Here is a 25,245-nt window from a genome sequence, read left to right as displayed (position 1 = left end):
CTGCGGCCACCCACGACGTGCCGTCGCGGGTCCCTGTGCCTCATTCACTACGATCCAGCTCCCACGGCCTGTCGGGGCCACGACGGCGCGGCTCCGAGGACCAGACTTCAGACACCCAATCATGGAAGTCTCCCAGTCTCGGCGATGACGGCGCTCAACCTTTTCAGGCGGTCCAGGTCGCGGCGCAGCGAGGCGTTCTCTGCCTTCAGGCGCAGGTTCTCCTCTTCCAGAGCCATCTGGTTACCGTCCACTTTGGCCTTCTGCTCGCGGTCCGCTTCCGCCTGTTCGAGGCGTGTCAGATTGGCCTTGCGATCACGGTCGTCGGCGTTGCCGAGGATTTCGGCGCAGCGAGGATTGGTGCGGAACACCTGTCGGTCGAACCCGCATTCCTTGGCGATGAGGCTCTTGTTCAGATCGACGCCGTATCTGGGAAGCGGCTCGTCCTTGTGCTGCTCCAGATATTCGATAAGAGCGTCGACGTGCTCCTGGGCGACCTCGACGCCGCTCTTGCCAGACCCTTTCGCCATTAGGACTTCCTCGGCGGAAGGGTGACGACCTCGCCAGATGGAATGGCATTCATCTCGTCGAGTTTGTCGACTGTCGCCTGATATCCCTCGAACAGACGTTTCCATTTCGAGAAGCCGCCCATTTCGGCGACAGCCAGGATCATCATGCGGTGTGACGCTATCACGAGCTGCCGATCAGCCTGAAGCTGGTCAATCTCGGCATTCTTCACCTCGACCAGCCACTCTAATTCGGTGCGGGATTTCTTGCTGCTGCGGTCGATGGCAGACCGTATCGTCTCCTGCCTGCGCTGGGCGTTTTCGAACTTGGTGCGCCTGTCGGCGTTCCGGGTGATGTCGGTAGCGTTCTTGAAGACCTCGCCACTGCGCCGCACGATAGCTCTGGCGGTGATGGTTTCGTTTTCGGCGATCATCGCCTCCAGCAATTCCTCAAGATGGGCGATCTTATCAATCATCGAGGTCTCTCAGGCGGCTCATGGTGTCGATGATGGTGTTACCGAACTTCTGCTCCGGCGTCACGGACAGGTCTTTGCCATCGGGGAAGGGGCGGTCACCGGGTTCAGTTGCGAGCGCCTTGCCGATGTTCTCGTAGCGGATGCGGGCATGGGCGATCTGGTTCGCCCACCCAGCATATCGACGGCCCTCGGGCACGGATTCCAACTGGATGATGATTTTCGCGAAGCGGTCGCGCATCTTTTCGAGATGATCGTGCTCTTCGACGACGTCGGTCCGGGCAAGATGAAGGCAGCCGTTGAAGCATTCGAGGTGTTTCGGGCAAGGATCGCTGGTGAAGCTGTTAACGCACAGGCCATACGGCGTGACGTGGAGACCGTCCGCCTCGGCATTGAGATAGTCGAAAGCCGCGTCGTCCCCATACTCGCGCTGGACACGCCGGAACTCGTCGACAATAGGGCCACGTACCTTGTTGGCGGCGATCATCTTGTAAACCTGAAGCGCCTTGTCACCGAGCGCGTCCTCGGCCTCCGGAGGGACGTCGATTTCGCGGATGTCCTCATGGAGGCTTCGATGATCGTACTCATAGCTCTGCTGGACGCTGCGCCGACCGAACTTCTTGGTGATCATCGTGTCGGCGACGCCGAGCCGGAACAGCTCGGTATTCTGCAGGTGCCGCAGGGAATGAGATGTCAGCGTCAATGCGCGGTCCTCGTCCGTCTGGCCGTAGCGCCGGAACAGGGTTTCACCGCTCGCCTTGCCGCTCAAGGAGCCATTCAGCGAACCTTTCTCCAAATGGCCGACTGCAGAGTAAAGCGTGGTATCAAGGATTCCGTTGTTGCGGCCTTCGATCAGGTTCCTGATGGGCATCAGGAACAACAGTTCATGAGGGTGGAACTCAGTGCCGTCAGTAGTTCTGGCTGGCTTGGTATCGGACAGCTTGGTGGCACGGTTTTCCCGGATATGTTCCTCCACATCGCCCACCCGCACAAATGCGTTCCGCCATGGAATTGCGCTCGTGTAGGGCATGCCAACCTCATTGCGTATCGGAATATGCCTCTGGGCGGGATTGGTCCAGAACTTCGTCAACATGGCTGGTCGGCCGAGAAGCTGATGTTCTCTAACCTCTGCAAGCAAGCTTGGATTATAGGACTGGCGATAACGCGCGATCAGCTCAGCAGGTGGCGGCTCGTGGGAGAAGACGGGGTTACCAGTCATCCGGACGTACATTTCCCAGGCGGGCAGCAATCTATCATCGGGATATTCTGGGAACACCCGTCCTGTCTGGGACTGCAGCCGGAGCCTTTCGCGCAAGGGAGCGGTGATTGTCGCGATGTAATCGAGTGCCTCAACGAGAATTTCCTCGAACATCGGCGGTACGTGCTGACTGTTTTCGTACAAGGCCAGGCCCTCGGCCAACTCATCCTCGTCCTGTTTTTCCGCGAAGTACCGGATCACAAGCGAGCGCGAGAACCCCCCACGCTCTCCGGCTGGTCGGCCATCCGCGTCGAGATATTCACGCCAACGCTTCCAATCCAGAGGAAGCATTGCGGCCTCTCCGATCCGGAAGCCCATAATGATCTGAACCTTGAATGCAGCGAACCTGATCGCGTCCGAGAATGTGAGCGGCGTCTCCGTGAAGACAATCCGCACCAGCTCCCAGAAGGCCTTTTCATCCGGAAGCTTCGACGCCGACTTCCTTTCCACCAGACTGCGCCGAAGGCTCTTGCTGCCACCGTGGGCGTTCTGGCGGTCGCGGATCGCATCGGCCTGCTGTTGCGCCGCCAATGCTTCTTTGGTGGCATAGGGCTGGCAGAAACGGGCCAGAGAAGGAATGTCGGCGAGCTTCTGTTTGTCGATGACGTTCCTGACCATCGTCACGAAGTCGAGCGCCTGTTTGCCAGATTCGAACGAATGCAGAACTGCATTGTAGGCCTGCTGGATATGATCAGGGGTGATAGCCCAGGGCGGCGTATCTTCCGCCGCAGGAGCCAGGCGTCGGATACCGGCCACCACTTGGATCGCGCTTCCGGGCTTCGTCTGGCTGAGGAGAAGTTGGTGGATCAATACGGCCTGGTAAAAGTCCAGCCAGTGTGGAGGCATCGGTCTCGCGACCAGTGAACCTTGCCCCATTTCCACTCTGATTTCATTCAGCTTATCGAAGGATGCAGTGTCCACGCCGACCTGGCCGAGCCATGAGACCGGGTTGGAGAACCCGCCTCGTAGTTCTGTCAGGTTCCACCGCGTATCTTTGCTGACCTTGCCATCGCCATCGAAGACTAGCTTCCAGCTTAGGCCGCGCTCTCCAGCCAGCCTCTTTGCGGTAGCGATAAATTCGGCATAGAACGGGTTCATACCTCCTCCTCACCATCGGATTTCAGCTCCTCGGCAACACGCCTTGCGGCGTCGAGAGTGCTCTTCAACTGAGCGTAGGCCGGAGATTGCTGGTTGTTGCGGGAGGCGGCGGCGAACTCCGTCACGACTGGACGGAGGCTCTCCACGACCTCCTGATGGATTTCAGGGTCATTGAGCGGCATGAACTGGGAACAGGTGTAGCAGGCCAACACCGGATTCTTCATGCAGAGGTTCTGGCCCAGGTTACATCCGCCTATTCCCGCAATGGGTATTCCGTGGGGCACGCCTCCGATCTGCTTCTCGGCCGGGAGGCCGAGAAGCATCGCCTTGTCGATGGTTTTCGTTGTCGCGATCTTTGCAACATTGCTGTAGATGGGCGAGATCGCCAGCGCGTCGTTGATGCGCTTGGCCTGCGGGGGCGATGCGTCGAAGTATACGTTGGCGACGCGGTCGCTGGAGTGCCCCATGAACTCCGTCAGACCGACGTGAGAGATGCCGCCGTCCGCGAGGCGTTGCGCCGCCGTGTGCCTCAGGTCGGTTGGAGACCAAGCCTCTCCCGTCAAATCCGCCGTAAGCTCACGAATGGCCCGGCTAACGCCAGATGGTGTCAGGCCGAAGAGGAGGCGAGGGGGCACGCCCTCCTCCATGCTGATGCTTCCTGCATCCCGACGTTTCACGAACTCGTTGAAGAGCGGACCCCACTCCCGCTTGATCCGTCGGGTTTCGCGGATGCGCTTGCGGTTGTCCTTCTGCTTGATCCGGGTGACCGCTACATGGACAGCGCCAGTCGTGTACAGCCGAACATCGGCCGTCTCGATCCGCGCAATCTGACCGGGGCGGAACGCATACTGGTACGACGTGACCAAGATGCATACGTCGCGCAGTGTCTCGTCATCTATCGACTGCGGATCATTCGAAAGCGCCGCGCACATTGTGTCGATGTGATCGACGATCAGGCTTTGGTGATCCAGGGGCAGGAAGCAGTCGCCGATGCGGACAACCCTATACTTGTCGACCTTCGGACTTCTCAAAGCACGGATGATCGATGCTGTCGCGGGCGTCCAATGACCAATGTTGAGCCGACAGAGGGAATGGAGAATAGCTCTTAGCGAGTAGCTTTCTCTCGCAGAGACTTCTGCAAGTACGGATGTGTTCCAATGAGATCGAGCGTCGAACGGCTGTGACACAACCAGTTCGATGAGCGAGAGGACGCCGCGACGCGCGAGATAGCTCAGCGTGCTCCCAAAGAGGATCGTTACGTAGTGGAGGTCATGTTCGCCAAGCCAATCAGCGAACACATGTTTCATGACCTCCGTTGCAGAGCCAAACGCATTGAACGCTATTTGATGCTGGCGGCCGTCCAAGGCAAGGAAGACTTGGTCGGTTTCGGCCAGGTCTCGGACGGAGCATATCTCGTTCGCAAAATCATCGTAGTATTTGACCACTGCGGGCAGCGGCGGCAATCTTGATGTCAGGCGATCAATCTCGGCGACTAGGTGGTTGTTCTGAAGCGTGACGGCGGGCTTCAACGGGACGTCTCCGGAACAGCGCGTCGAAGAGCATCCACGAAGTGATCGAACTTTTCGTCCCAGACTTCGGCTAGGCTGGTTTCGAAGTAGGCCTTGGCATAGAGGCGGGGCATGTCCGACTTCTTCGACCATCCGAAGAACGTCCGCAACTTTTCCTGAGCCTTGTCCAAATCATTGCCTGTGTCCTGATACCGACGCATCCTGACGACAGCGGATGTATGACGCAGATCATGACAGGAGACGCCTTTAAGTCCCTGCTTTTTCAGTGATTGCTTGGCATCATTGGACAGAGCCTTCGTCGCAACCTCGAAGATTTCACTCAGGGATCGCAGCGAAAGCGGCAGGCCTTTTTGAGAGATCAAAAGGTGTGGGTGGTTTGCCCGTCCGCGATGGTTGCGGATGTAGAACCTGACGAGTTCAACTATCTCTTCCTGTAGCGGAAGCTGGCGTCGCGACGTCTCGGTCTTCAGTCCAGGCTGTTCGTATCGAGGGTCCAGATCATCGACTTCCTCGACATCCAACCAGTGAACGGTCTTGCGGGCGACCGGATCGAAGTCCTCCTTGAATGAGGAACCGTACAGCAACGCGCCTTCGCCACGGCGAAGCCCAAGGCGCAACAGCAACATGAAGACCAAGAGGTTGCGCCAGCGCAGTGTATCAGTCTTGAAGGGGTTTCGCGGCGAGTCAGGCCTGAAGATTTCGTACAGGTCCTCGATTACGAGCGGCGGAAGCGCCCGGATAGGCGGCGGCGGCTTCTGCGGGTTCGGGACGAGATTGCGGTAGAATGTCTCAAGGCGATGCACTTTCGCCTGGATTTCGTTCGCCCGCGCACGAGCCGTGCTACCGGCTTGGCGAAGCATTTCGGTCGCGAAGTCGAGCGCAAACTTCCATGTGGACGACTTGTCCGCGTTCTCGATAACTGCCTCATTCCTGAGTTGAGCGAAGAAGCCGAGAAGACATTCTTCCAAGGCATCGCCATCGGCTTCGGCTATAAGACGGTCAAGACAGTCGGTACCGTGTTGCTCGCAGACGGCCTCGTAGAAACGATCAATGGCTGTCAAATATTTCTGTCGGCTAGACGGCTCCAGTCTCGGGTTCAGGACGTCACTCCAGATGGTGGCCCAAAACCGTGGGACACCACGCGGCCCGACAACGACAAGCCCGCGTGCGGATGGCGGCAGCGCCGAATTTCTCATATTGATAACCGGCATGGTGACTCGCGTTTTTCAATGAGCGCAACCATGCCATCCGTTAGCCCCAACGCAACACCACAAACCGCAGGATGTTGAGTTTTCCACAATCGCGTAAAATGCGGTTCCAGGTCAGAATGCAACAGCAAACAAACCGCCTAGATGTTCCATAATCTATCTTATGCGATATTTGTGTCGCATCGGGTACATTCTAATTTCAAGTGCGACATGCCAATAACATCAATGGCTTCGCCTTGGAGAAATTTGCATGTCGCCCTGCTATTCGCAACTCACCCTGTCCGACCGCCGCCATCTGTATCAGTTAAAGGAACGCAAGCTGCCGGTTGGTGAGATCGCCCGCCAACTCGGCCGTCATCGTTCGACCATATACCGCGAGCTCAAGCGCAACACGTTCCACGACCGCGAGTTTCCAGAATACACTGGTTACTTCGGCACCATCGCCAACGACATGAGCAAGGAGCGCCGCCGACGGCTGCGCAAGCTCAGACGACATCCACAGCTGCGAGACCTGATTATCGATCGACTGAAGGCCAAATGGTCACCGGAACAGATTGCCGGCCGGCTGTTGATTGACGGGATCAGCCCAGTCAGCATCTGCCCGGAAACGATCTATCGCTTCATCTACTGCAAGGAGGATTATCCACTTGGCCTTTACGAGCACCTGCCTGAGCGACGTCGCCGACGCTTGCCGCGTGGATCCCGCAAGCCGCGTGACGGGCTCATCCCGTTTGAGTGCCGGATCTCGCAACGGCCTGATTTTGTTGATGATCGGTCCGAGTTCGGCCATTGGGAAGGCGATCTGCTGATCTTCAAACGCGAGCTTGGCGAGGCCAACATCACCTCGCTCGTCGAACGCAAGAGCCGCTACACCGTGTTGATCAAGAACCGCAGCCGCCACTCGCGGCCGATCATGGACAAGATCATCAATGCGTTCTCGCCGCTGCCGTCTTTTGCCCGTCGCAGCTTTACCTTCGACCGCGGTACCGAGTTTGCCGGCTTCCGGGCTTTGGAAGACGGGATCGGCGCCAGGAGCTGGTTCTGCGACCCGAACTCGCCCTGGCAGAAAGGTGCTGTCGAGAACGCCAACAAGCGGATCCGCCGCTTCCTGCCTGGTGACACCGACCTATCCAACATCACGCAGCAACAGCTCGTCGACCTCGGCCATCACCTGAATGCGCAGCCACGCAAATGCCTAGGATACAAAACACCCGCCGAAGTGTTCATCGCCCATTTGCGTGAAACAGGCTGATCCCCTACCCTCCAATCGCGTATGTTGCACTTGGCGTAGATTCTCCATCGGGAACGCTACCGACGAACACCCGTTCCCTCCCGCTGAGGCTTCCCAGACCGTTGGCCTCTTCGTCAAGCTCGGCGCAAGCAAGCGTCCCTAACGTCGGCCTCACCCGGAATGATTCCGGTTCAGATTGAGGACAATGATATGTCGAACGAAACCAATACCCACCAGCCGTCCGAACAGTCGCTCGCGCTGTTCCTGCAGGACAACGACGCCGACAAGCTGACCGATATTCTGGTCGAGGCGCTCTACGAAGCCTTCCGCATTCTCGAAGACGAAGTTCGTCCCGAAACGTTTCACTAGATCGTCCGTTCGAGTGCTCGGACATGCTTGTCTTTCGCGTGCGAACATGATTGCCGTACGGCATTAGCAGCCCTCACGGATTCTCCCATCATGTTTGCAAGCGCCACGCCCTTCCTCACCATCGGCCTTCTGATTCTGTCGAACGTCTTCATGACCTTCGCCTGGTACGGGCACCTGAAATTCGAGAGCAAGCCGCTTTATCTCGTCATTATGGTGAGCTGGGGCATCGCCTTCTTCGAATATTGCGCCCAGGTGCCGGCAAACCGCATCGGCTACGGTTACTTCAATGCAGCCCAGCTGAAGACCATTCAGGAGATCATCACGCTCTCGGTCTTCGTCATTTTCTCCGTGCTTTATCTCGGCGAGCCAATTCACTGGAAGCAGATCGTCGGCTTTGGTTTCATCGCGCTCGGGGCGTTCTTCATCTTCACGAAATAGAGCGGGCGCCGGGAACCGGCGCGCCATAGATGTGTTCGGGCCACCATGACGTCAGGTGGTGCGATGAAGAAGAGATCGGGCGATATCCGGATCGGCATTTCGGGCTGGACCTACAAGCCCTGGCGCGGCGTGTTTTATCCCGAGGGCCTGCCGCAGAAGCAGGAACTCACCTACGCCGCCGAGCATTTCCGCTCGATCGAGATCAACGGCACCTTCTACGGACTTCAACGGCCGGAGAGCTTTGCCGCCTGGTATGACGCGACACCCGACGACTTCGTCTTCGCGATCAAGGGGTCGCGTTACATTACCCATATGCGCCGCCTCACCGATATCGAAACGCCGCTCGCCAACTTCCTGGCGTCCGGCGTCCTGCGCCTCGGCAAGAAGCTGGGGCCCGTCCTCTGGCAGTTTCCCCCGCGGATGAAATTTTCGACGGAACGTTTCGAGCCGTTTCTGAAGCTGCTGCCGAAGACCACGGGAGATGCCCTCGACCTCGCGGCGCGGCACGACTCGCGCCTCGACGGGCGCGACTATGTGAAGACGGATGCGGATCGGCCGATCCGCCATGCATTGGAGATTCGCCACGACAGCTTCCGCTCACAGGATTTCATCGACCTGCTGCGCCACTACAGGGTCGGCCTGGTTGTCGCAGACACGGTCGAGTGGCCTCTGCTGATGGATCTCACCGCGGATTTCGTCTATTGCCGCCTGCACGGCTCCGAGCAGCTCTATGTCAGCGGATATGATGACGAGGCGCTCGACCGCTGGGCGCAGCTCATCCGCCAATGGACGAAGGGTCGCGACCCGAAAGACGCGGAACGCGTGGGGCCGCCTTCCCCACCGCGTGCGCACGGCCGGGATGTCTATGTCTACTTCGACAACGACGTGAAAGTGCGCGCCCCGCGGGATGCCCAGGCCCTCGCCGACCGGCTTGATGCGGGGCCGATTTCGTCGATTGCGAAGACCGCCAGACGCGCCTGAACGGGAGGTTTTCGCTTTTCCGTCGGCATGCCTTCATTTCTATCTCGGTTTGATTTAGAGACAGTCCTTCAATCCGCCTTTTCCGGGCGGTAGGACTGTTCGCAAGGTATGTTGATAAATGCTTGATTCCCTCAGAAACGCCGCCCGCTCCTGGGTTGCCAAGTCGCTTCTCCTGCTTCTGGTTGCCTCGTTTGCCGTCTGGGGTGCTTCTCAGTCGTTGGTGACGACCGGCGGCAACACGGTGATGACCGTCGGGGACCAGCAGATTTCGAGCGAGGAATTCCGCCTCGCCTACCAGCGGCAGATCGCCAATCTCAGCCGCCAGTTCGGGACGCAGTTGACGGCCGAGCAGGCCCGCGCCTTCGGCATCCAGAACGAGGTGTTCACGCAGCTCGCAGCCGGCGCCGCGCTCGATCAGCTTTCCGACGACATGAACCTCGGCCTTTCGGAGGACCGCCTCGCCAACCTGATCGCCGAGGACCCGGCCTTCAAGGGCGTCAACGGCCAGTTCGACCGCAACCTCTTCACCTCTCGCCTGCGCAATGCCGGCATTCGGGAGGACGACTACATCAAGGAGCGCAGCAAGGTCGCGGTCCGCAGTCAGATCGTCGAGGCAGTTTCGGATGGCTTCCAGCCGCCGAAAGTGCTGGTCGATGCCTTGAAGAGCTATCGTGACGAAACCCGCACGATCGACTACATCCTGCTCTCCAACGCCAATATCGATCCGGTGAAGGCGCCGGCAAACGATGTGCTCGCTGCATGGTTCGAGGGCGTGAAGACCCGTTACCGCGCACCCGAATACCGCACTTTCACCTATGTGAAGCTGCAGCCGGGCGACATCGCCGACGCATCTTCGATTACCGACGAAGCGGCGCGCGCCGAATATGACAAGCGCAAGGACAGCTTCAAGACGCACGAAACCCGCACGATCGAGCAGCTCCCCTTCCCCAACAAGGAAATGGCGCAGGCGGCCGCGACGCAGCTGAAGGACGGCACCGCCACTTTCGACCAGATCATCAAGGATCAGGGCAAGACGGCGACGGACGTTCGGCTCGGCGATTTCACCAGGGAGAACGTGCCCGATCCGGCCTTTGCCGATCCGGCCTTCAAGGTCGCCGCCAGCGGCGGAACGACGCCGGTCATCGACGGCACCTTCGGCCCGGTCATCCTGCGCGTCACCAATATCCGCCCGGAAACGACGCGTTCGTTCGACGAGGTCAAGGAAGACATCCGCAAGCGGCTTGCCGTCTCTTCCGCGTCCCAGGAAGTTTTGAGCGTTCACGACCGTTTCGAGGACATGCGTAGCGGCGGCACCTCGCTCGAGGAGACTGCCAAGGCGCTCAACCTCAAGGCCGTTACCGTGACATCCGATGCCTCCGGCCGCGACGAGAAGGAGCAGCGCATCACCGAACTGCCGGCTTCCGCCGCGCTGCTCGGCGATGTTTTCCGGACCGAGCCCGGCGCCGACACCATTCCGGTCAACCTCGGCAATGACGGTTATGTCTGGTTCGAGGTGCGCAACATCGTGCCCGAGCGCGACCGCCCGCTCGCCGATGTGCGCGAAAAGGCCGTTGCCGACTGGACCGCCGAACAGCAGCGCCAGGCGCTCACCGCCCGCGCGACCGAGCTCAAGAACCGCCTCGACAAGGGCGAGACGCTTGCAGCCATCGCCACCGAACTTGGCGTAGCGGTCGAAAACAAGCAGGGCCTGCGCCGTGGCGCCGAGGACGCGATCTTCGGCAACGAGGCGATTTCGGCGGCCTTCTCCGGCCCGGTCAACAAGACTGCGACCGCGATCGGTTCCGACGGTGAAAGCCGCCTTCTGATGAAGGTGGCCGCCGTGGACCAGGCAACGACGGATGCGGTTTCCGGCGACCAGCAGCTGCAGCAGATGGCGAACGCTGCCGGTGACGACATGCTCGATCAGATGGTCAACAGTCTGAAGACAAGCTACGGCGTGTCCGTCAACCAGACCGTCGTCGATCAGGCCATGCTGCAGTAAACCAGAGGGACGGCCGACCATGCCTGAGCTGAAACCCCTGCTTGCCAAGGTTGCCAATGGCGAGAGCCTCAGTCACGAAGAGGCGCGAGGCGCTTTTGACATCCTGATGTCCGGCGAGGCGACGCCGTCTCAGATCGGCGGCTTCCTGATGGCGCTGCGCGTGCGCGGCGAGACGGTTGCCGAGATCACCGGCGCGGTCGAAACCATGCGATCGAAGATGCTGCCCGTCTCCGGCCCTGCCGACGCCATCGACATCGTCGGCACCGGCGGCGACGGCCTCGGCACCTACAATATCTCGACGCTTGCCTCCCTGATCGTCGCCGGCTGTGGCGTCCCGGTCGCCAAGCACGGCAACCGGGCGCTGAGTTCGAAATCCGGCACTGCCGATACGCTGTCGGTTCTGGGCGTCAACCTGGAGATCGGGCCCGACCAGATCTCCCGCTGCATCACGCAAGCCAGCATCGGCTTCATGTTCGCGTCGATGCATCACGCGGCGATGCGCCATGTGGGGCCGAGCCGCGTCGAGCTCGGGACCCGCACGATCTTCAACCTGCTCGGCCCGCTTTCAAACCCTGCCGGCGCCAAACGCCAGCTTCTCGGCGTGTTTGCGCCGAAATGGCTGGGGCCTATCGCCGAAGTCCTGCGCGATCTCGGTTCGGAGACGGTCTGGATCGTCCACGGCGACGGCATGGACGAGATCACCACCACGGGTATCACCCAGGTGACGGCGCTGGAAGACGGCAAGATCCGCTCTTTCGAACTGACGCCGATGGATTTCGGCGTTCAGCCCGCAACGCTGGACGAACTCAAGGGCGGCGATGGCGTGCACAACGCGGCCGCATTGCGCGCCGTGCTCGGTGGTGCCAAGAATGCCTATCGCGATATTTCGCTCTGCAATGCGGCTGCCTCGCTGGTCGTCGCCGGCAAGGCGGAAACGATCGCCGACGGCATGAGGCTTGCCACCCGTTCGCTGGATGGCGGCCAGGCAGCTGCTGCGCTCGACCGTCTGGTTGCCGTCTCGAACGAAAAGGATTGAGGTCATGACGGATATCCTCAAGAGGATCGAAGCCTACAAGCGCGAGGAAATCGCCGCTGCCAAGGCGAGCGTACCGCTTGCGGAGCTGAAGGCCCGCGCTGCGGACCAGCCCTCCCCGCGCGGCTTTCATCGCGCACTGAAGGCGAGGCAGGATAGCGGTGCCTTCGGGCTGATCGCCGAGATCAAGAAGGCAAGTCCGTCCAAGGGCCTCATCCGCCCGGATTTCGATCCGCCGTCGCTTGCAGCAGCCTACGAAGCCGGTGGTGCCACCTGCCTCTCCGTCCTCACCGATGCGCCGAGCTTCCAGGGCGCGCCGGAATTCCTGACCGCTGCCCGCAACGCCTGTTCGCTGCCGGCGCTGCGCAAGGATTTCATGTTCGAGACCTACCAGATCCACGAGGCGCGCGCCTGGGGCGCCGACTGCATCCTGCTGATCATGGCCTCGCTTTCCGACGACGAGGCGCGCGAGCTATACGACGTGACCGCCGAACTCGGCATGGACGCGCTGATCGAGGTGCATGACGAAGAGGAAACGGAGCGGGCGCTGAAGCTCCCCTCGCCGCTGATCGGCATCAACAACCGTAATCTGCGCACCTTCGAGCTCAATCTCGAAACGAGCGAGCGGCTGGCGCCGATGGTGCCGGCCGACCGGCTGCTCGTCGGCGAAAGCGGCATATTCAGCCATGAGGACTGCCAGCGCCTGAAAAAGGTCGGCATCAACACCTTCCTGGTCGGCGAAAGCCTGATGCGCAAGGACGACGTGGCCGCCGCCACACGCCTTCTCCTGACCGGCGAGGCTGCGGCCCAGGCGGCAGAATAATGACCGGCCTCACCCATATCGGCGCTTCCGGCGAGGCGCATATGGTCGATGTCGGCGACAAGGCCGAGACCAGCCGCTCGGCGACCGCCGAGGGTTATGTCCGGATGCTGCCGGAAACGCTGGCAACGATCCGCGAGGGCAATGCCAAGAAGGGTGACGTGATCGGCACGGCGCGGCTCGCCGGCATCATGGCCGCCAAGAAGACCTCGGATCTCATCCCGCTCTGCCACCCGTTGATGCTGACCAAGGTGGTCGTGGATATCATCGAGGACGAGCAGCTTCCGGGCCTTCGGGTGACCGCAACCGTCAAACTCACCGGCAAGACCGGCGTCGAGATGGAAGCGCTGACGGCCGCCTCGGTCGCCTGCCTGACGATCTACGACATGGCCAAGGCCGCCGACCGGGCCATGGAGATCGGCGGCATCCGCCTTCTCGAAAAGACCGGCGGCAAGTCCGGAACCTATCGCGCAGAGGACTGAGAAATGGCGTTGCTGCCTGTTTCCGAAGCGAAGAACCGCCTGCTCGGCAAGGCCAATCCGATCGGCACGATGGAGACGGTCGCTCTTGGCGACGCAAACGGCCGCGTCCTTGCGACGGACCTCGTTGCCCGCCTCACCCAGCCTCCCTTCGACGCGTCTGCCATGGATGGCTATGCGCTCAAGGCTTCCAACGTACCGGCGATCGGGACCGAACTGACCGTGATCGGTACCGCCGCCGCCGGCCACGCCTTCGAAGGCACGGTCGGCAAGGGTGAGACTGTGCGCATCTTCACCGGTGCACCCCTGCCGGAAGGTGCCGATTCCATTCTCATCCAGGAGGATGCCGAAAAGCTCGAAGGCAACCGCATCCGCACCAGGTTCGAAGTCATCAAAGGCCGGCACGTGCGCCCTCGCGGCCAGGATTTCGCCGAGGGCGAAACCGTGCTCCCGGCCGGCACGCTCATCGACTTCTCGCATCTGACGGTCGCTGCGGCCATGAACCACCCGGAGCTTTCCGTCCATCGCCGTCCGCGCGTCGCAGTCCTTGCGACCGGAGATGAGCTTATCCCGCCCGGCGCCACGCTCGGGAGCGCGCAGATCATAGCCTCCAACACCTTCGGCGTTTCCGCCCTGGTGCGCGACAATGGCGGCGAGGTCCTCGATCTCGGAATCGTCCGCGACCGGCCTGAGGATATCACCGCGGCTATCGACAAGGCCCGTGCGGCCAAGGCCGACGTGCTGGTGACCCTCGGCGGCGCCTCGGTCGGTGATCATGACCTCGTGCAATCGACGCTGAAAGCGGCCGGCATGGAGCTGGATTTCTGGCGCATCGCCATGCGGCCGGGCAAGCCGCTGATGGTCGGCGCGCTGGGCGAAATGCAGGTTCTCGGCCTGCCCGGCAATCCGGTGGCGAGCCTGGTCACTAGCCTGCTCTTCCTCGAGCCGCTGATCCGCAAGCTCGCGCACCTGCCGGAAAAGCGCAGGGAGGTGCAGGGCGTCGCGGCAAGCAAACTGGCCGCCAACGACCAGCGCCAGGATTATCTGCGCGCCAGGCTGACGAGGGACCGCGACGGCAATCTCGTCGCGGAGGCCTTCGCGAAGCAGGATTCATCGATGATGAAGATCTTTGCCCATTCCGACGGCCTCATCATCCGCCCGGCGCACGCGCCGGAGCTGCCGGCCGGCGCCCCCTGCCCGATCCTGCTGATCCGCCCTTGAGCTGACCCGATCCGTCCGGCGGCCCGGTCACTATCCGCGACCCGAACGGCCGCGACGAGACTATTCCTCGTCCTGCTCCCGCTCGCGCTCGGTCAGCACCCAGACATGACCGGCCGGATCGAAGATCGACGCCACCTGGCGACCGTTCATGTCCGTCTGGATCCTGTCACGCGTCATGCCGCCGAATTGGAACGCCGCCTCGACGACGCTTTCGACGTCCGGCACCGTCAGCTGGAAGATCGTGCTGACGGCGCCGTCGTTTTTCGGATGGTAAGGCCCCTGATAGGAAGGTGCTGACTCCCTTTCCGGATCCGATCCGCAGACGACGATGCCGATCGGTCCGAGCTGCAGCTCGATCATCATCAGGCGCAGCATTTCATAGGAATTCGTTTCCGTGGCGCCGAAGACGTTCTTGTAGAACTCGGCCGTGTCGCGTTCGCGTCCCTGTGCCACGAACAGGCTCAAACTCAAGCTGAAATTACTACCCAACATCGTCCATGCTCACCCGTGATTCCCCGGCAGGATAAAGGAGTTATTGTGGTGGTGTCATGTCAGCCGTGGAAGCCTCCGGCCTTTAACGGACGCTATGCACCGGATTCGCCGCCGGGGCCGGTATAACGCGCCCGTGGACGGATCAGATGTCCGCTCTCGACCTGCTCCATGGCATGCGCCAGCCAGCCGGTAGTGCGTGAAAGCGCAAAGATGACGAGAGGTGCGTCTTCCGGGAGCGAAAAAGTTGCGGCAAGCGATGCCAGTGCAAAATCGATGTTGATCGGTTCGCCGAGCAGTTCCTCCCCCGCTTCGGCAAGCGAGGCGTAGAGTGGCGGCGTTTCGAAGCTCGCCATCAGCGCCCGTGCCCGTGGATCGCCGTGCGGATAGAGCCGGTGACCGAAGGGCCTGACGACGCCTTCAGAGGACAGCATGCTACGGATCGCCTCGCGCACGCCGAACGACGCCGCCTTTTCCGCAAGCACCGTGACGCTGGTCCAGGCGCCGCCATGCCGCGGACCTGTGAGCGTCGCAAGGCCGGAAAGCGTCGCAGCGGAAAGTGCGGCGCCCGACGACGCCGTCACGCGCGCCGCAAAGGCGGAAACGTTGAGTTCGTGTTCGGCCGCCAGCACCAGCGCCCTGCGGATCGGTTCGGCCGCATCGGGACGCTGCCAGCCGAGCGCCAGCCGCTCATGCAGGGGCAGCGGTTCCGGCCACGGTGCAAGCGCCATGGCGACGGTGGATAGCACGTCGGCTGCTTCCGTGCGCAGGATGGAGGGTTTTCGCCGCAGCGCCGGCAGGTCGCTCATCACCCGAGCGGCAAGCCCGGCAAAGGCCGCAGCCATGCGGGTGGGGCCGCTCTGCCCTGCCCTGCCTGCGGCGACGGGCACGCTTTCCGTATCCCAGAGAAGTGCTGCGACCTCTTCCAGCGTGGCATGTTCGCACAGTTCGGCTGCATCGCGGCCGCGATAGAAAAGCCGCTCGTTGGAAATCGTCGAGATTGTCGTCGGCAGGACCGGGTCGCCCCAGCGGATCGCGTCCGCTGCCACCGCCGCCGATTGTCGCCGCCCGGCATGTCGTTCCGAGAGGCGCTTGACGTCGTCTGCCTGATACAGGCTGCGGCGCGGATCGGCAGGGTCCGGCTTGGCGCGGATGCGGCCGCGGCTGACATTGGCATAAAGCGTCTGCGGTTTGGTCCCGAGGCGGGAGAGCGCCTCTTCGGCGGTGATCCAGAGCATGTTCATGTTGATCGATTGCATCAAGATTGACGTCAATAAGACTAGGTCGGATCATCAAGCTCGTAAAGGAGAAACACCCATGAAAAACAACGGACTTGAAGATGTCATTGCCGCCGAGACCCGGCTTTCGGACGTGGACGGAGAAGCGGGCCGCCTCGTCATTCGCGGCGTATCTCTCGACCTGCTTGTCGAGCGCGCGACCTATGAAGATGCTGCAGCGCTGCTCCTCGATGGCTTCCTGGAACGTGCCGTCACCGCGGCCGATCTCAAGGTCCGCCTCGGCCAGGCCCGCGCCGAAGTTTTTGCGCATGTACGGGCGGCAGATGCCGCGCTTCTGAGCCTGCCGCCTGTCGATGCCATGCGCGCCCTGATCGCACGATTGCCGGACGGCGAAGATTTCGAAACCACGCTTCGGCTGCTGGCCGCCCCCGCCGTCTTCCTGCCGGCCGTGCTGAGGCTCCAGAAGGGAGAGACGCCGGTGGCGCCCACTCCGTCGCTTTCCCAGTCCGCCGATATCCTCGCCATGCTGAACGCCAGCCTGCCGACGCGCGAACAGGTCGCAGCGCTGGACGCCTATCTGGTGATGATCGCGGATCACGGTCTCAACGCCTCGACCTTCGCCTCGCGCGTCGTCGCCTCGACCGGTGCAGGCCTCACGTCATCGGTGCTGGCTGCCATCAGCGCGCTCAAGGGACCGTTGCATGGCGGTGCGCCGGGACCGGTGCTCGACATGCTGGATGCGATCGGCAGCGAGGACAACGCCAAGGCCTGGCTCGGCCAGGCGCTCGATCGCGGCGAACGGCTGATGGGGTTCGGGCACCGCATCTACCGCGTCCGCGATCCCCGCGCCGACGCGCTGAAAGGCGCATTGCGGCCCTTGGTCATGACCGGACAGGTGGACCCGGACCGCATCCGGCTCGCCGAAGCCGTCGAGCAGGCGGCACTCGCCATCCTCAGGGAGCGCAAGCCGGACCGGCCGCTCGACGTCAATGTCGAGTTCTATACAGCCCTGCTGCTCGATGCGCTGAAATTTCCGCGAGCTGCCTTCACCGGCGTCTTTGCGATCGGCCGCACGGTCGGCTGGGTGGCCCATGCCCGTGAACAAGCGCTGGAAGGCCGGCTGATCCGGCCCCGCTCGGTCTATGTCGGCCCCCTGCCCCAGGCGGCATGACTGGCGATCACATCTGGATAGACATGCCGCCGTCGACGGTCAGCACATGGCCGTTGACGAAGGAGCCGGCGTCGCTTGCCAGGAACAGCGCGGCGCCGGCGATCTCGTCGGGCCGGCCCCAGCGCTGCAGCGGCACGCGCTGGCGCATGAAAGCGATCATGTCGGGTTCCGCGGAAATCGCCGCATTGGTCTCGGTGGCGAACATGCCGGGCGCAATCGCATTACTGGTGACACCGAAGGGACCGTATTCGACTGCCAGGCTTCGCACCAGACCGGTCAGGCCCTGTTTGGCGACGGGATAGATGGCATCGCCCGAACGGGCCATGTTGCCGATGATCGACGTGACCGAGATGAGACGGCCATGGCCCTGAGCCTTCATGATATCCGCGGCTTTGCGGGACAAGGCGATTGCCGAGAGCAGGTCGGTCTGGATCAGGTTGAGGATTTCGGCATCGCTGAACGCTGCAAACGGGCGCCGGTCGCGGGCACCGACATTGTTGATCAGGATATCCAGCCGGCCATGATCTGCATGGAGCTTTGCGATCGCCTCGCGTCCGGCATCGAGATCTGCGACGTCGAAGGCGGCAGCGCTCGCCTTGCCGCCCGCATCGGCGATGGAAGCCACGGCCTCGTCGAGCATGTCGCCGGAGCGGCCGCTAAGTACGACATGCGCGCCGGCCCCCGCCAGAGCCTTCGCCATCTGCAGGCCGAGCCCTCGGCCGCTGCCGGTCACCAGCGCCACGCGCCCAATGAGGGAAAATCTGTCGAAAATGGCCATATCGCACCGCTGAAATGAAAAGAGCAATTCGGCGAAGCATAAGGGATGTTGAAGTAATCCCGCCAGTGCGAAAACAGAAGGTCTCCGCCTGACGGCAAAAAGGCAGGATGCGAAACCCTGCCTTTTTGAATTTGCTCAGACGAGGCGGCTCTGTTCCAGGGCCGCTTCGATGAAGCTCGCAAACAGCGGATGCGGATCGAGCGGCCGGCTCTTCAGTTCCGGATGGTACTGGACGCCGATGAACCAGGGATGGTCCGGATATTCGATCGTCTCCGGCAGCACGCCGTCCGGCGACATGCCCGAGAAGACCAGGCCGCAGTTTTCCAGCCGGTCCTTGTAGTCGACATTCACCTCGTAACGGTGGCGGTGACGCTCGGAAATATCGGTCGAGCCGTAGATCTCCGCGATCTTGGTTTCCTTCTTGAGCGCCGCCTTGTAGGCGCCGAGTCGCATCGTGCCTCCGAGGTCACCCGCGGCCGAGCGGATTTCGAGCTCGTTGCCCTTCACCCATTCGGTCATCAGGCCGACCACCGGCTCCTTGGAAGGGCCGAATTCCGTCGACGATGCCTTGTCGATGCCGGCGAGGTTGCGGGCAGCCTCGATGACGGCCATCTGCATGCCGAAGCAGATGCCGAAATACGGCACCTTGCGTTCGCGCGCGAAACGGGCCGCATTGATCTTGCCCTGCGAGCCGCGCTCGCCGAATCCGCCCGGTACCAAGATACCGTGAACTTTTTCGAGCCAAGGTGCCGGATCTTCCTTCTCGAAAATCTCCGACTCGATCCATTCGAGGTTGACCTTGACGTGGTTGGCGATGCCACCGTGATGCAGCGCCTCGATCAGCGACTTGTAGGCGTCCTTGAGGCCTGTGTACTTGCCGACGATCGCGATCGTCACTTCGCCTTCCGGGGTGCGGATGCGGTTGCAGACCTCTTCCCAGGCGTCGAGACGCGGCTTGGGGGCCGGTTCGATGCCGAAGGCGGCGAGCACCTCACTGTCGAGGCCTTCCTTGTGATAGGCCATCGGCACGTCGTAGATATTGGCGACGTCGAGCGCCTGGATGACCGCGGACGGGCGGACGTTGCAGAACAGCGACAGCTTGCGGCGTTCGGCCTCCGGGATTTCCCGGTCGGCGCGCACCAGCAGGATGTCGGGGGCGATCCCCATCGCCTGCAGCTCCTTGACGGAATGCTGGGTCGGCTTGGTCTTCAATTCGCCGGCCGCCGGAATGAACGGCATCAGGGTCAGGTGAAGATAGATCGCGGTGCCGCGCGGCAGGTCGTTGCCGAGCTGGCGGATCGCTTCCATGAACGGCATCGCCTCGATGTCGCCGACCGTGCCGCCGATCTCGCAGATGACGAAATCATAGTCGTCATTGCCTTCGGTAACGAAATCCTTGATCTCGTTGGTAACGTGTGGGATCACCTGGACGGTCGCGCCGAGATAGTCGCCACGGCGTTCCTTGTCGATGATGTTCTTGTAGATGCGACCCGTGGTGATGTTGTCGGTCTTCGTCGCCGAACGCCCCGTGAAGCGTTCGTAGTGACCGAGATCGAGGTCGGTTTCCGCCCCGTCGTCGGTGACAAAAACCTCGCCGTGCTGCGTCGGGCTCATCGTGCCCGGGTCGACGTTGAGATAAGGATCGAGCTTCCTCAGCCGAACCCGGTAACCTCGTGCTTGTAACAAAGCTCCGAGTGCCGCGGCCGCAATTCCTTTTCCGAGGGAAGAAACCACGCCGCCAGTTATGAATACATATCGCGCCATGGGATTCACCGGATACCTTTTCATTGGTGATTCCGCCAGCCCAAATCGTCTGCTTTATAAAAACGGCTGTGGAATCTTCACAAAATAAAACCGGCAGGCTTTTGGCCTGCCGGATCTTGAAACGTTGACCGAGCCTTATTGGCCGGTCGGAACACCCGTCGGTGCAGCCGGAGCGGCAGGCGCCGAACCGGTGGCGGGGGCCGCAGGAGCCGGCGTTGCAGGGGCAGCACCAGTCGCCGGGGCTGCCGGAGCGGATGCGCCGGAACCGGACGGAACGCCGTTGCCTGCCGGAGCGGGTGCGGGTGCCGGGCCGAGCTGGTCGAGAATGCCGCCGCCGGTGCCCTGCTGGCTCTGCGGGATGCGGTTCAGGATGTCGCTCGGACGGGATTCGTACCGCGCGAGGATGCCGAGCGCCAGCGAGGTGATGAAGAACAGCGTCGCGAGGATGGCGGTCGTGCGGGTCAGCGCATTGGCGGTGCCGCGTGCCGACATGAAGCCGGAGCCGCCGCCGATGCCAAGCCCGCCGCCTTCGGAGCGCTGGATCAGCACGACGCCGACAAGCGCCAGCACGATCATGAGATGAATAACGATCAGAACGGTCTGCATGAATTAAAGATCCCTGCCCCTCGACGAGGCAATAGAAGAAGATTGGCGGCTCTTTACATGAGGCTCGCGTGCATTCCAAGCCCTTATCAAAAAGCTTTAGGCCGTCAGTCCCTCATAGACCCGATAGATGGCGAGAAAGTCCTCGGCTTTCAAGCTCGCGCCGCCGATCAGTGCGCCGTCGACATTCTCGACGCCCATCAACTCCCGGGCATTGCCGGGCTTGACCGAACCGCCATAGAGGATGCGCATCTGTCTGCCTTCATCGCCGAACCGCTGAACGAGTTCTGCCCGCATGAATGCATGGGCGATTTCGATATCCTTGACGGTCGGCGTCAATCCGGTGCCGATCGCCCAGATCGGTTCATAGGCGACGACAGTGTTGGCAGCGTTTGCCGAGAGGGGCAGCGAGCCGAAAATCTGGCGTTTCAGGATGTCGAGGGTCTGGTAGGCGTCGCGTTCGTCGCCGGTTTCGCCGATGCAGACGATCGCCGTCAGGTCGGCGGCATAGGCCGCCTCCGCCTTGGCGCGGACCAGATGATCGGTCTCCGCATGGTCGGCTCGGCGTTCGGAATGGCCGACGATCACGTAAGTGCCGAAGCAGTCGGCGATCATCTCCGCAGAAATATCGCCCGTATGGGCGCCGCACATGTTCTGGTGGCAATCCTGGCCGCCGATTTCGAGCGGGCTGTCGGTCGCCAGGGCGGTTGCGACATAGAGCAGCGTCGCCGGCGGGCAGATCAGCACATCGACCTTTTCCGACAACGGTCCGATCACGCCATCGGCAATCGTCTTGATTTCGGTCAGGAACTCGCGGGTGCCGTTCATCTTCCAGTTTCCGGCAACGAGCGGGCGCACATCAGGCGTCATAGGCAAATATTTCCTCTCCGTTCGGTTCCGACCAGCAAAACCGAGGCCTCCGTCTATTCGGGAAACTGTTTTTAGACATATCCTGCGTGAATTGGTATGCAAAAGACAGGTTTTGGTTCAGGACCTTGGTTAACAACCGGCATTTCAGTGGCCGGTCAGCAGAAAATTCAGGACGTTCCGCCAATCGACCATCCGGATCGGCGTGCCGTGGCTGCCCGTCGCAAACAGCGTGAACCGGGTCGGGTAGCGCGCGGCCTTCAGCTTGCGATGGACCGCTTCCTGATCCTCGAACTTGTAGACGCTGTCGCTGCCGCCATGCGCGAAATAAATGGGCAGCTTGCGCTTTGCCAGAAGCGATTTCGGCAATTCCGGGTCCGGCGGGCCGCCGAGCAGCGCCATGCCCTTCAGATACCGGACGGCCTGCTCGTCGCGGCTGATGCCCTGGCATATGAAGCCGCCCATCGAGGCGCAGGCGAGGATGACCGGCCGCCCGGGCGACTGGTCGAACGCATAGCGGATCAGCGCCGCGATATCGGCGACACCATTGCCGTCGAACGAGGTGACGCTCGGTGAATAATAGGTGCCGCCATTGCCGGTAGCGAGGTTCTTCAGGCGGTTGAAATTGCCGCCGAACGTATAGTCGTTGGCGCCGAGCCGGCGGTCGCCACCGCGCCCATGGATGAAGATCACCGTGAAGGCGGCGCCGTCCGCCTGTCCCACCCTGGTGACATCGATCCGGCGCCCGGCCAGGTTCAGCGTCTCGTTCTGCTGATAGCGCCTGACGCCCAGGGAAACATATTCGTCCTTGACGCGCCGTTCCGGCTCGCGGTCGCGGCCGTTGATGTCGCGCATTTCCTGGTAGTCGATCACCTCGTAGGCGCCGCCGTCCAAGGATTTCAGCACCGTCATCTGGGAAAAAAGTTCATCCTTGAAAGGCTTTATCGGCCCCTCCTGTGCTCCTGCCGGCGCTGCAGCAAGAGTTGCCAGCACAGCAAGAAACGTGCCGAAAACGAAATGAACTGTGGACATGCTTTGTTTCATCCGGTTCCTTCAGCCTCGCAAGCTTGCCATGGCCCGATCGGCGCAGCATTGGTGAAAAACGACCGTTTCCATGCGGCATCGCGAAAAAGCCGGGTTTCTGGCAGAATCGCGAGTGATTCGAAACAGCACGAGATGGGTATGGCTTCCTCTTCCGCACCCCGACAGGTAGTACCGACGCAGCCAATGGATGACAATAACGACCTTTTTGCCGATTTGCCGGTGACAGCCAAGGCGGTCGCCGCCGAACCCGCGCCCGCCCTCAAGGCAGAGCCCTCCACACCGCGCCCGGCGCCGACGACCCTGTCCGGCGACGACTACGGCGCCTCCTCGATCCGCGTGCTCGAGGGCCTGGAACCGGTCCGCATGCGCCCCGGCATGTATATCGGCGGCACCGACGAAAAGGCGATGCATCACCTCTTCGCCGAGGTCATCGACAATTCGATGGACGAAGCGGTTGCAGGCCATGCGGACTTCATCGACGTGCATCTCGATGCCGAGGGTTTCCTGACGGTCACCGACAACGGCCGCGGCATCCCTGTCGAGAATCACCCCCAGGTTCCGGGCAAATCGACGCTCGAAGTGATCATGACCAAGCTGCATGCGGGCGGTAAGTTCGACGGCAAGGCCTATGAGACATCCGGCGGTCTGCACGGCGTCGGCGTTTCCGTCGTCAATGCGCTGTCCGACCTTCTCGAAGTCGAAGTCGCCCGCAATCGCAAACTCTACCGCCAGCGTTTTTCGCGCGGCATGCCGCAGGGCGGCCTGGAGGAACTCGGCGACGTCCATAACCGGCGCGGCACCCGGGTGCGCTTCCATCCCGACCCGCAGATCTTCGGCGACCACGCGAAATTCGATGCCGGTCGCATTTTTCGCATGGCGCGCTCCAAGGCCTATCTGTTCGGCGGCGTCGAGATCCGCTGGAGCTGCGATCCGGGCATGGTTCCCGCCGGCGGTGACATTCCGGAAAAGGCGGTCTTCCACTTCCCCGGCGGCCTGAAGGACTATCTTTCCGCCACGCTTGGCAAGGACTTCACGGTAACGCGCGAAATCTTCGCCGGCCGCACTGAGAAGACCGGCGGCCATGGCGCGATGGAATGGGCGATCACCTGGTATGGCGGCGATCCGGAGCTGCATTCCTATTGCAACACCATCCCGACCCCCGAAGGCGGCACCCATGAGGCGGGTCTGCGCATCGCGCTCACCAAGGGCCTCAAGAACTATGCGGACCTGACCCAGAACAAGCGTGCGAAGGACATCACCACCGACGACGTGATGATCTCGGCGGTCGGCATGCTCTCGGTCTTCATCCGCGAGCCGGAATTCGTCGGCCAGACCAAGGACAAGCTGGCGACCGTCGAAGCCCAGCGCATCGTCGAAAACATCCTGCGCGATCCCTTCGACCACTATCTTGCTGGCAATCCGGCGGAGGCCGCGAAACTCCTCGAATGGGTGATCGAGCGCGCCGAAGAGCGCCTGCGCCGCCGCAAGGAAAAGGAAGTCAACCGCAAGACGGCGGTGCGCAAGCTGCGCCTGCCCGGCAAGCTCGCCGACTGCTCGCAGAACACCGCCGAAGGTGCGGAACTCTTCATCGTCGAAGGTGACTCGGCCGGTGGCTCCGCCAAGCAGGGCCGCAACCGCGCCAACCAGGCCATCCTGCCCTTGCGCGGAAAGATCCTCAACGTCGGCAGCGCCAGCCGCGAAAAGCTGTCCGCCAACCAGCAGATCGCCGATCTCATCCAGGCGCTTGGCTGCGGCACGCGGACGAAATACCGCGAGGAAGACCTGCGTTACGAGCGCATCATCATCATGACCGATGCGGACGTCGACGGCGCCCATATCGCCTCGCTGCTGATCACCTTCTTCTACCAGGAAATGCCCGAGTTGATCCGCGGCAACCACCTCTATCTGGCAGTGCCGCCGCTCTACGTGCTGCGCCAGGGCGGCAAGACCGTCTATGCCCGTGACGATGCCCACCGGGCGGAGCTGATGGAAACGGTGTTCAAGGGCAAGAAGGTCGAGATCGGCCGCTTCAAAGGCCTTGGCGAGATGATGGCGGCGCAGCTGAAGGAAACGACGATGGATCCTGCCCATCGCACGCTGCTGCGCATCGCCATCGACGACGTGGATTTCGAAGGCACCCGCGAGGCCGTCGACAACCTGATGGGCACCAAGGCGGATGCCCGCTTCCGCTTCATTCAGGAGCGCGCCGCGTTTGCTGAAAACCTCGATATCTGAGCCGGATTCCCGGCTCGGATATTTTCAGAGGCCCATATTTTCAAAGATCTTGGGCGGCTACGATCAGCAGGCCGCCGATCACGCCGATATTGGCGGTCCAGCCATTGATCGCGCCGTCGCGCGGAAAGCCGTCCTTGTTCCAGAAGTCGAGCATTATCCACGAGGCGATGAGCGTGAAGGCGACAAGCCCAAGTGCCGCCCAGCCGGCGTAAAAACCGAAGATCACCATCAAGCCGGCAAACGCCTCGAAGATACTGCCGGTGATCAGAACTAGCCCCGGATGAGGTATGCCCCGCGCCGCCATCGGCGCGGTCACCGCGGGAAGGATGAAGAAATGCCGGACGCCGGCCACCACGAAAAGGCCCCCGATGAGCACGCGTCCGAAGACCATCAGGAATTCCGGTGTGGTCATG

At 61.8% G+C, this 25,245-nt stretch carries 24 protein-coding genes; 11 read left to right on the top strand and 13 right to left on the bottom strand.

Annotated features, from left to right (window positions below; all coding sequences use genetic code 11):
- Positions 1 to 119: 119 nt before the first annotated feature.
- The 5 genes from ACSQ3G_RS09805 to ACSQ3G_RS09785 are packed head-to-tail and all read right to left on the bottom strand — an operon-like array spanning position 120 to position 6,072.
- On the bottom strand, positions 120 to 527 hold the full coding sequence (locus ACSQ3G_RS09805; RefSeq protein WP_436109886.1) for a VPA1267 family protein: 408 nt from the start codon (positions 525 to 527) through the stop codon (positions 120 to 122).
- A complete protein-coding gene (locus tag ACSQ3G_RS09800) occupies positions 527 to 979 on the bottom strand; it encodes a hypothetical protein (RefSeq protein WP_436109885.1) in 453 nt (150 codons plus the stop codon). The genes ACSQ3G_RS09805 and ACSQ3G_RS09800 overlap by 1 nt, the downstream gene beginning before the upstream one ends.
- Positions 972 to 3,332 (bottom strand): hypothetical protein, encoded by a 2,361-nt coding sequence (locus ACSQ3G_RS09795; RefSeq protein WP_436109884.1) that lies wholly within the window; start codon positions 3,330 to 3,332, stop codon positions 972 to 974. Before ACSQ3G_RS09795 ends, ACSQ3G_RS09800 begins: the two co-directional genes overlap by 8 nt.
- Positions 3,329 to 4,861 carry a tyrosine-type recombinase/integrase gene (locus ACSQ3G_RS09790; RefSeq protein WP_436109883.1) on the bottom strand — a complete coding sequence of 511 codons (1,533 nt, stop codon included), beginning with the start codon at positions 4,859 to 4,861 and terminating at the stop codon, positions 3,329 to 3,331. Before ACSQ3G_RS09790 ends, ACSQ3G_RS09795 begins: the two co-directional genes overlap by 4 nt.
- Positions 4,858 to 6,072 (bottom strand): tyrosine-type recombinase/integrase, encoded by a 1,215-nt coding sequence (locus tag ACSQ3G_RS09785; protein ID WP_436109882.1) that lies wholly within the window; start codon positions 6,070 to 6,072, stop codon positions 4,858 to 4,860. The genes ACSQ3G_RS09790 and ACSQ3G_RS09785 overlap by 4 nt, the downstream gene beginning before the upstream one ends.
- 247 nt (positions 6,073 to 6,319) lie before the next feature.
- Here ACSQ3G_RS09785 and ACSQ3G_RS09780 point away from each other — a divergent pair, with 247 nt between their 5' ends.
- The 9 genes from ACSQ3G_RS09780 (at position 6,320) to ACSQ3G_RS09740 (ending at position 14,643) form a co-directional block, all read left to right on the top strand.
- Positions 6,320 to 7,321, top strand: coding sequence for an IS30 family transposase (locus ACSQ3G_RS09780; protein ID WP_436109881.1), 1,002 nt, complete (start codon positions 6,320 to 6,322; stop codon positions 7,319 to 7,321).
- 189 nt (positions 7,322 to 7,510) lie between these two features.
- Positions 7,511 to 7,669, top strand: a complete 159-nt coding sequence (locus ACSQ3G_RS09775) for a hypothetical protein (protein WP_250813572.1) — start codon at positions 7,511 to 7,513, stop codon at positions 7,667 to 7,669.
- A 90-nt stretch (positions 7,670 to 7,759) separates the two neighbouring features.
- On the top strand, positions 7,760 to 8,107 hold the full coding sequence (locus ACSQ3G_RS09770; RefSeq protein WP_037082394.1) for a DMT family protein: 348 nt from the start codon (positions 7,760 to 7,762) through the stop codon (positions 8,105 to 8,107).
- A gap of 63 nt (positions 8,108 to 8,170) precedes the next feature.
- A complete protein-coding gene (locus ACSQ3G_RS09765; protein WP_436109880.1) occupies positions 8,171 to 9,088 on the top strand; it encodes a DUF72 domain-containing protein in 918 nt (305 codons plus the stop codon).
- Between the two features lie 118 nt (positions 9,089 to 9,206).
- Positions 9,207 to 11,090 (top strand): peptidylprolyl isomerase, encoded by a 1,884-nt coding sequence (locus ACSQ3G_RS09760; protein ID WP_436109879.1) that lies wholly within the window; start codon positions 9,207 to 9,209, stop codon positions 11,088 to 11,090.
- A 19-nt stretch (positions 11,091 to 11,109) separates the two neighbouring features.
- Entirely contained in the window at positions 11,110 to 12,126 is a 1,017-nt protein-coding gene (trpD, locus tag ACSQ3G_RS09755) for an anthranilate phosphoribosyltransferase (protein ID WP_105424427.1), read from the top strand.
- Positions 12,127 to 12,130: 4 nt separating this feature from the next.
- Positions 12,131 to 12,946, top strand: coding sequence for an indole-3-glycerol phosphate synthase TrpC (trpC, locus tag ACSQ3G_RS09750; protein ID WP_436109878.1), 816 nt, complete (start codon positions 12,131 to 12,133; stop codon positions 12,944 to 12,946).
- A complete protein-coding gene (gene moaC, locus ACSQ3G_RS09745) occupies positions 12,946 to 13,425 on the top strand; it encodes a cyclic pyranopterin monophosphate synthase MoaC (RefSeq protein WP_436109877.1) in 480 nt (159 codons plus the stop codon). The genes trpC and moaC overlap by 1 nt, the downstream gene beginning before the upstream one ends.
- A gap of 3 nt (positions 13,426 to 13,428) precedes the next feature.
- The gene (locus ACSQ3G_RS09740; RefSeq protein WP_436109876.1) at positions 13,429 to 14,643 is read left to right on the top strand and encodes a molybdopterin molybdotransferase MoeA; all 1,215 of its coding nucleotides are present in this window, start codon (positions 13,429 to 13,431) and stop codon (positions 14,641 to 14,643) included.
- A gap of 60 nt (positions 14,644 to 14,703) precedes the next feature.
- Here the strand turns inward: ACSQ3G_RS09740 and ACSQ3G_RS09735 are convergent, their stop codons facing one another.
- Positions 14,704 to 15,096, bottom strand: a complete 393-nt coding sequence (locus ACSQ3G_RS09735; RefSeq protein WP_436109875.1) for a VOC family protein — start codon at positions 15,094 to 15,096, stop codon at positions 14,704 to 14,706.
- Positions 15,097 to 15,227: 131 nt separating this feature from the next.
- A complete protein-coding gene (locus ACSQ3G_RS09730) occupies positions 15,228 to 16,370 on the bottom strand; it encodes a citrate synthase (protein ID WP_436111696.1) in 1,143 nt (380 codons plus the stop codon).
- 79 nt (positions 16,371 to 16,449) lie between these two features.
- Here ACSQ3G_RS09730 and ACSQ3G_RS09725 point away from each other — a divergent pair, with 79 nt between their 5' ends.
- Positions 16,450 to 17,541, top strand: a complete 1,092-nt coding sequence (locus tag ACSQ3G_RS09725; protein WP_436109874.1) for a citrate synthase/methylcitrate synthase — start codon at positions 16,450 to 16,452, stop codon at positions 17,539 to 17,541.
- A 7-nt stretch (positions 17,542 to 17,548) separates the two neighbouring features.
- Here the strand turns inward: ACSQ3G_RS09725 and ACSQ3G_RS09720 are convergent, their stop codons facing one another.
- From ACSQ3G_RS09720 to ACSQ3G_RS09700, 5 genes are all read right to left on the bottom strand, one after another.
- Entirely contained in the window at positions 17,549 to 18,319 is a 771-nt protein-coding gene (locus ACSQ3G_RS09720) for an SDR family oxidoreductase (RefSeq protein ID WP_436109873.1), read from the bottom strand.
- Between the two features lie 135 nt (positions 18,320 to 18,454).
- Positions 18,455 to 20,083: a CTP synthase gene (pyrG, locus tag ACSQ3G_RS09715; protein WP_436109872.1), complete on the bottom strand. Its 1,629-nt coding sequence runs from the start codon at positions 20,081 to 20,083 to the stop codon at positions 18,455 to 18,457.
- Positions 20,084 to 20,218: 135 nt separating this feature from the next.
- Entirely contained in the window at positions 20,219 to 20,689 is a 471-nt protein-coding gene (gene secG / locus ACSQ3G_RS09710) for a preprotein translocase subunit SecG (protein ID WP_038543050.1), read from the bottom strand.
- Between the two features lie 96 nt (positions 20,690 to 20,785).
- Complete coding sequence (gene tpiA, locus ACSQ3G_RS09705) at positions 20,786 to 21,556, bottom strand: triose-phosphate isomerase (RefSeq protein ID WP_436109871.1); 771 nt, start codon at positions 21,554 to 21,556, stop codon at positions 20,786 to 20,788.
- 144 nt (positions 21,557 to 21,700) lie between these two features.
- On the bottom strand, positions 21,701 to 22,585 hold the full coding sequence (locus ACSQ3G_RS09700; RefSeq protein WP_436109870.1) for an alpha/beta hydrolase: 885 nt from the start codon (positions 22,583 to 22,585) through the stop codon (positions 21,701 to 21,703).
- A 195-nt stretch (positions 22,586 to 22,780) separates the two neighbouring features.
- Between ACSQ3G_RS09700 and parE the strand changes: the two genes are divergently transcribed.
- Positions 22,781 to 24,832 carry a DNA topoisomerase IV subunit B gene (gene parE, locus ACSQ3G_RS09695; RefSeq protein WP_436109869.1) on the top strand — a complete coding sequence of 684 codons (2,052 nt, stop codon included), beginning with the start codon at positions 22,781 to 22,783 and terminating at the stop codon, positions 24,830 to 24,832.
- Between the two features lie 40 nt (positions 24,833 to 24,872).
- On the opposite strand, the gene ACSQ3G_RS09690 is transcribed toward parE, so the two are convergent.
- A complete protein-coding gene (locus ACSQ3G_RS09690) occupies positions 24,873 to 25,244 on the bottom strand; it encodes a DoxX family protein (RefSeq protein ID WP_436109868.1) in 372 nt (123 codons plus the stop codon).
- Position 25,245 lies beyond the last annotated feature (1 nt).

Source organism: Neorhizobium tomejilense (assembly GCF_964254135.1).
Classification (GTDB): domain Bacteria; phylum Pseudomonadota; class Alphaproteobacteria; order Rhizobiales; family Rhizobiaceae; genus Neorhizobium; species Neorhizobium tomejilense.
The sequence above is the reverse complement of the archived record's forward strand: the minus strand, read 5'-3'. Positions and strand labels throughout refer to the sequence as shown.

Coding starts and splice junctions, on each gene's coding strand:
- ACSQ3G_RS09775 (WP_250813572.1), top strand. CDS start 7,511: ATGTCGAACGAAACCAATACCCACCAGCCGTCCGAACAGTCGCTCGCG.
- ACSQ3G_RS09730 (WP_436111696.1), bottom strand. CDS start 16,370: ATGCTCTGGATCACCGCCGAAGAGGCGCTCTCCCGCCTCGGGACCAAA.
- pyrG (WP_436109872.1), bottom strand. CDS start 20,083: ATGGCGCGATATGTATTCATAACTGGCGGCGTGGTTTCTTCCCTCGGA.
- trpD (WP_105424427.1), top strand. CDS start 11,110: ATGCCTGAGCTGAAACCCCTGCTTGCCAAGGTTGCCAATGGCGAGAGC.
- ACSQ3G_RS09785 (WP_436109882.1), bottom strand. CDS start 6,072: ATGCCGGTTATCAATATGAGAAATTCGGCGCTGCCGCCATCCGCACGC.
- ACSQ3G_RS09740 (WP_436109876.1), top strand. CDS start 13,429: ATGGCGTTGCTGCCTGTTTCCGAAGCGAAGAACCGCCTGCTCGGCAAG.
- ACSQ3G_RS09805 (WP_436109886.1), bottom strand. CDS start 527: ATGGCGAAAGGGTCTGGCAAGAGCGGCGTCGAGGTCGCCCAGGAGCAC.
- ACSQ3G_RS09780 (WP_436109881.1), top strand. CDS start 6,320: ATGTCGCCCTGCTATTCGCAACTCACCCTGTCCGACCGCCGCCATCTG.
- ACSQ3G_RS09800 (WP_436109885.1), bottom strand. CDS start 979: ATGATTGATAAGATCGCCCATCTTGAGGAATTGCTGGAGGCGATGATC.
- ACSQ3G_RS09700 (WP_436109870.1), bottom strand. CDS start 22,585: ATGTCCACAGTTCATTTCGTTTTCGGCACGTTTCTTGCTGTGCTGGCA.
- ACSQ3G_RS09770 (WP_037082394.1), top strand. CDS start 7,760: ATGTTTGCAAGCGCCACGCCCTTCCTCACCATCGGCCTTCTGATTCTG.
- parE (WP_436109869.1), top strand. CDS start 22,781: ATGGATGACAATAACGACCTTTTTGCCGATTTGCCGGTGACAGCCAAG.
- ACSQ3G_RS09765 (WP_436109880.1), top strand. CDS start 8,171: ATGAAGAAGAGATCGGGCGATATCCGGATCGGCATTTCGGGCTGGACC.
- ACSQ3G_RS09725 (WP_436109874.1), top strand. CDS start 16,450: ATGAAAAACAACGGACTTGAAGATGTCATTGCCGCCGAGACCCGGCTT.
- ACSQ3G_RS09795 (WP_436109884.1), bottom strand. CDS start 3,332: ATGAACCCGTTCTATGCCGAATTTATCGCTACCGCAAAGAGGCTGGCT.
- secG (WP_038543050.1), bottom strand. CDS start 20,689: ATGCAGACCGTTCTGATCGTTATTCATCTCATGATCGTGCTGGCGCTT.
- tpiA (WP_436109871.1), bottom strand. CDS start 21,556: ATGACGCCTGATGTGCGCCCGCTCGTTGCCGGAAACTGGAAGATGAAC.
- ACSQ3G_RS09720 (WP_436109873.1), bottom strand. CDS start 18,319: ATGGCCATTTTCGACAGATTTTCCCTCATTGGGCGCGTGGCGCTGGTG.
- ACSQ3G_RS09690 (WP_436109868.1), bottom strand. CDS start 25,244: ATGACCACACCGGAATTCCTGATGGTCTTCGGACGCGTGCTCATCGGG.
- ACSQ3G_RS09760 (WP_436109879.1), top strand. CDS start 9,207: ATGCTTGATTCCCTCAGAAACGCCGCCCGCTCCTGGGTTGCCAAGTCG.
- moaC (WP_436109877.1), top strand. CDS start 12,946: ATGACCGGCCTCACCCATATCGGCGCTTCCGGCGAGGCGCATATGGTC.
- trpC (WP_436109878.1), top strand. CDS start 12,131: ATGACGGATATCCTCAAGAGGATCGAAGCCTACAAGCGCGAGGAAATC.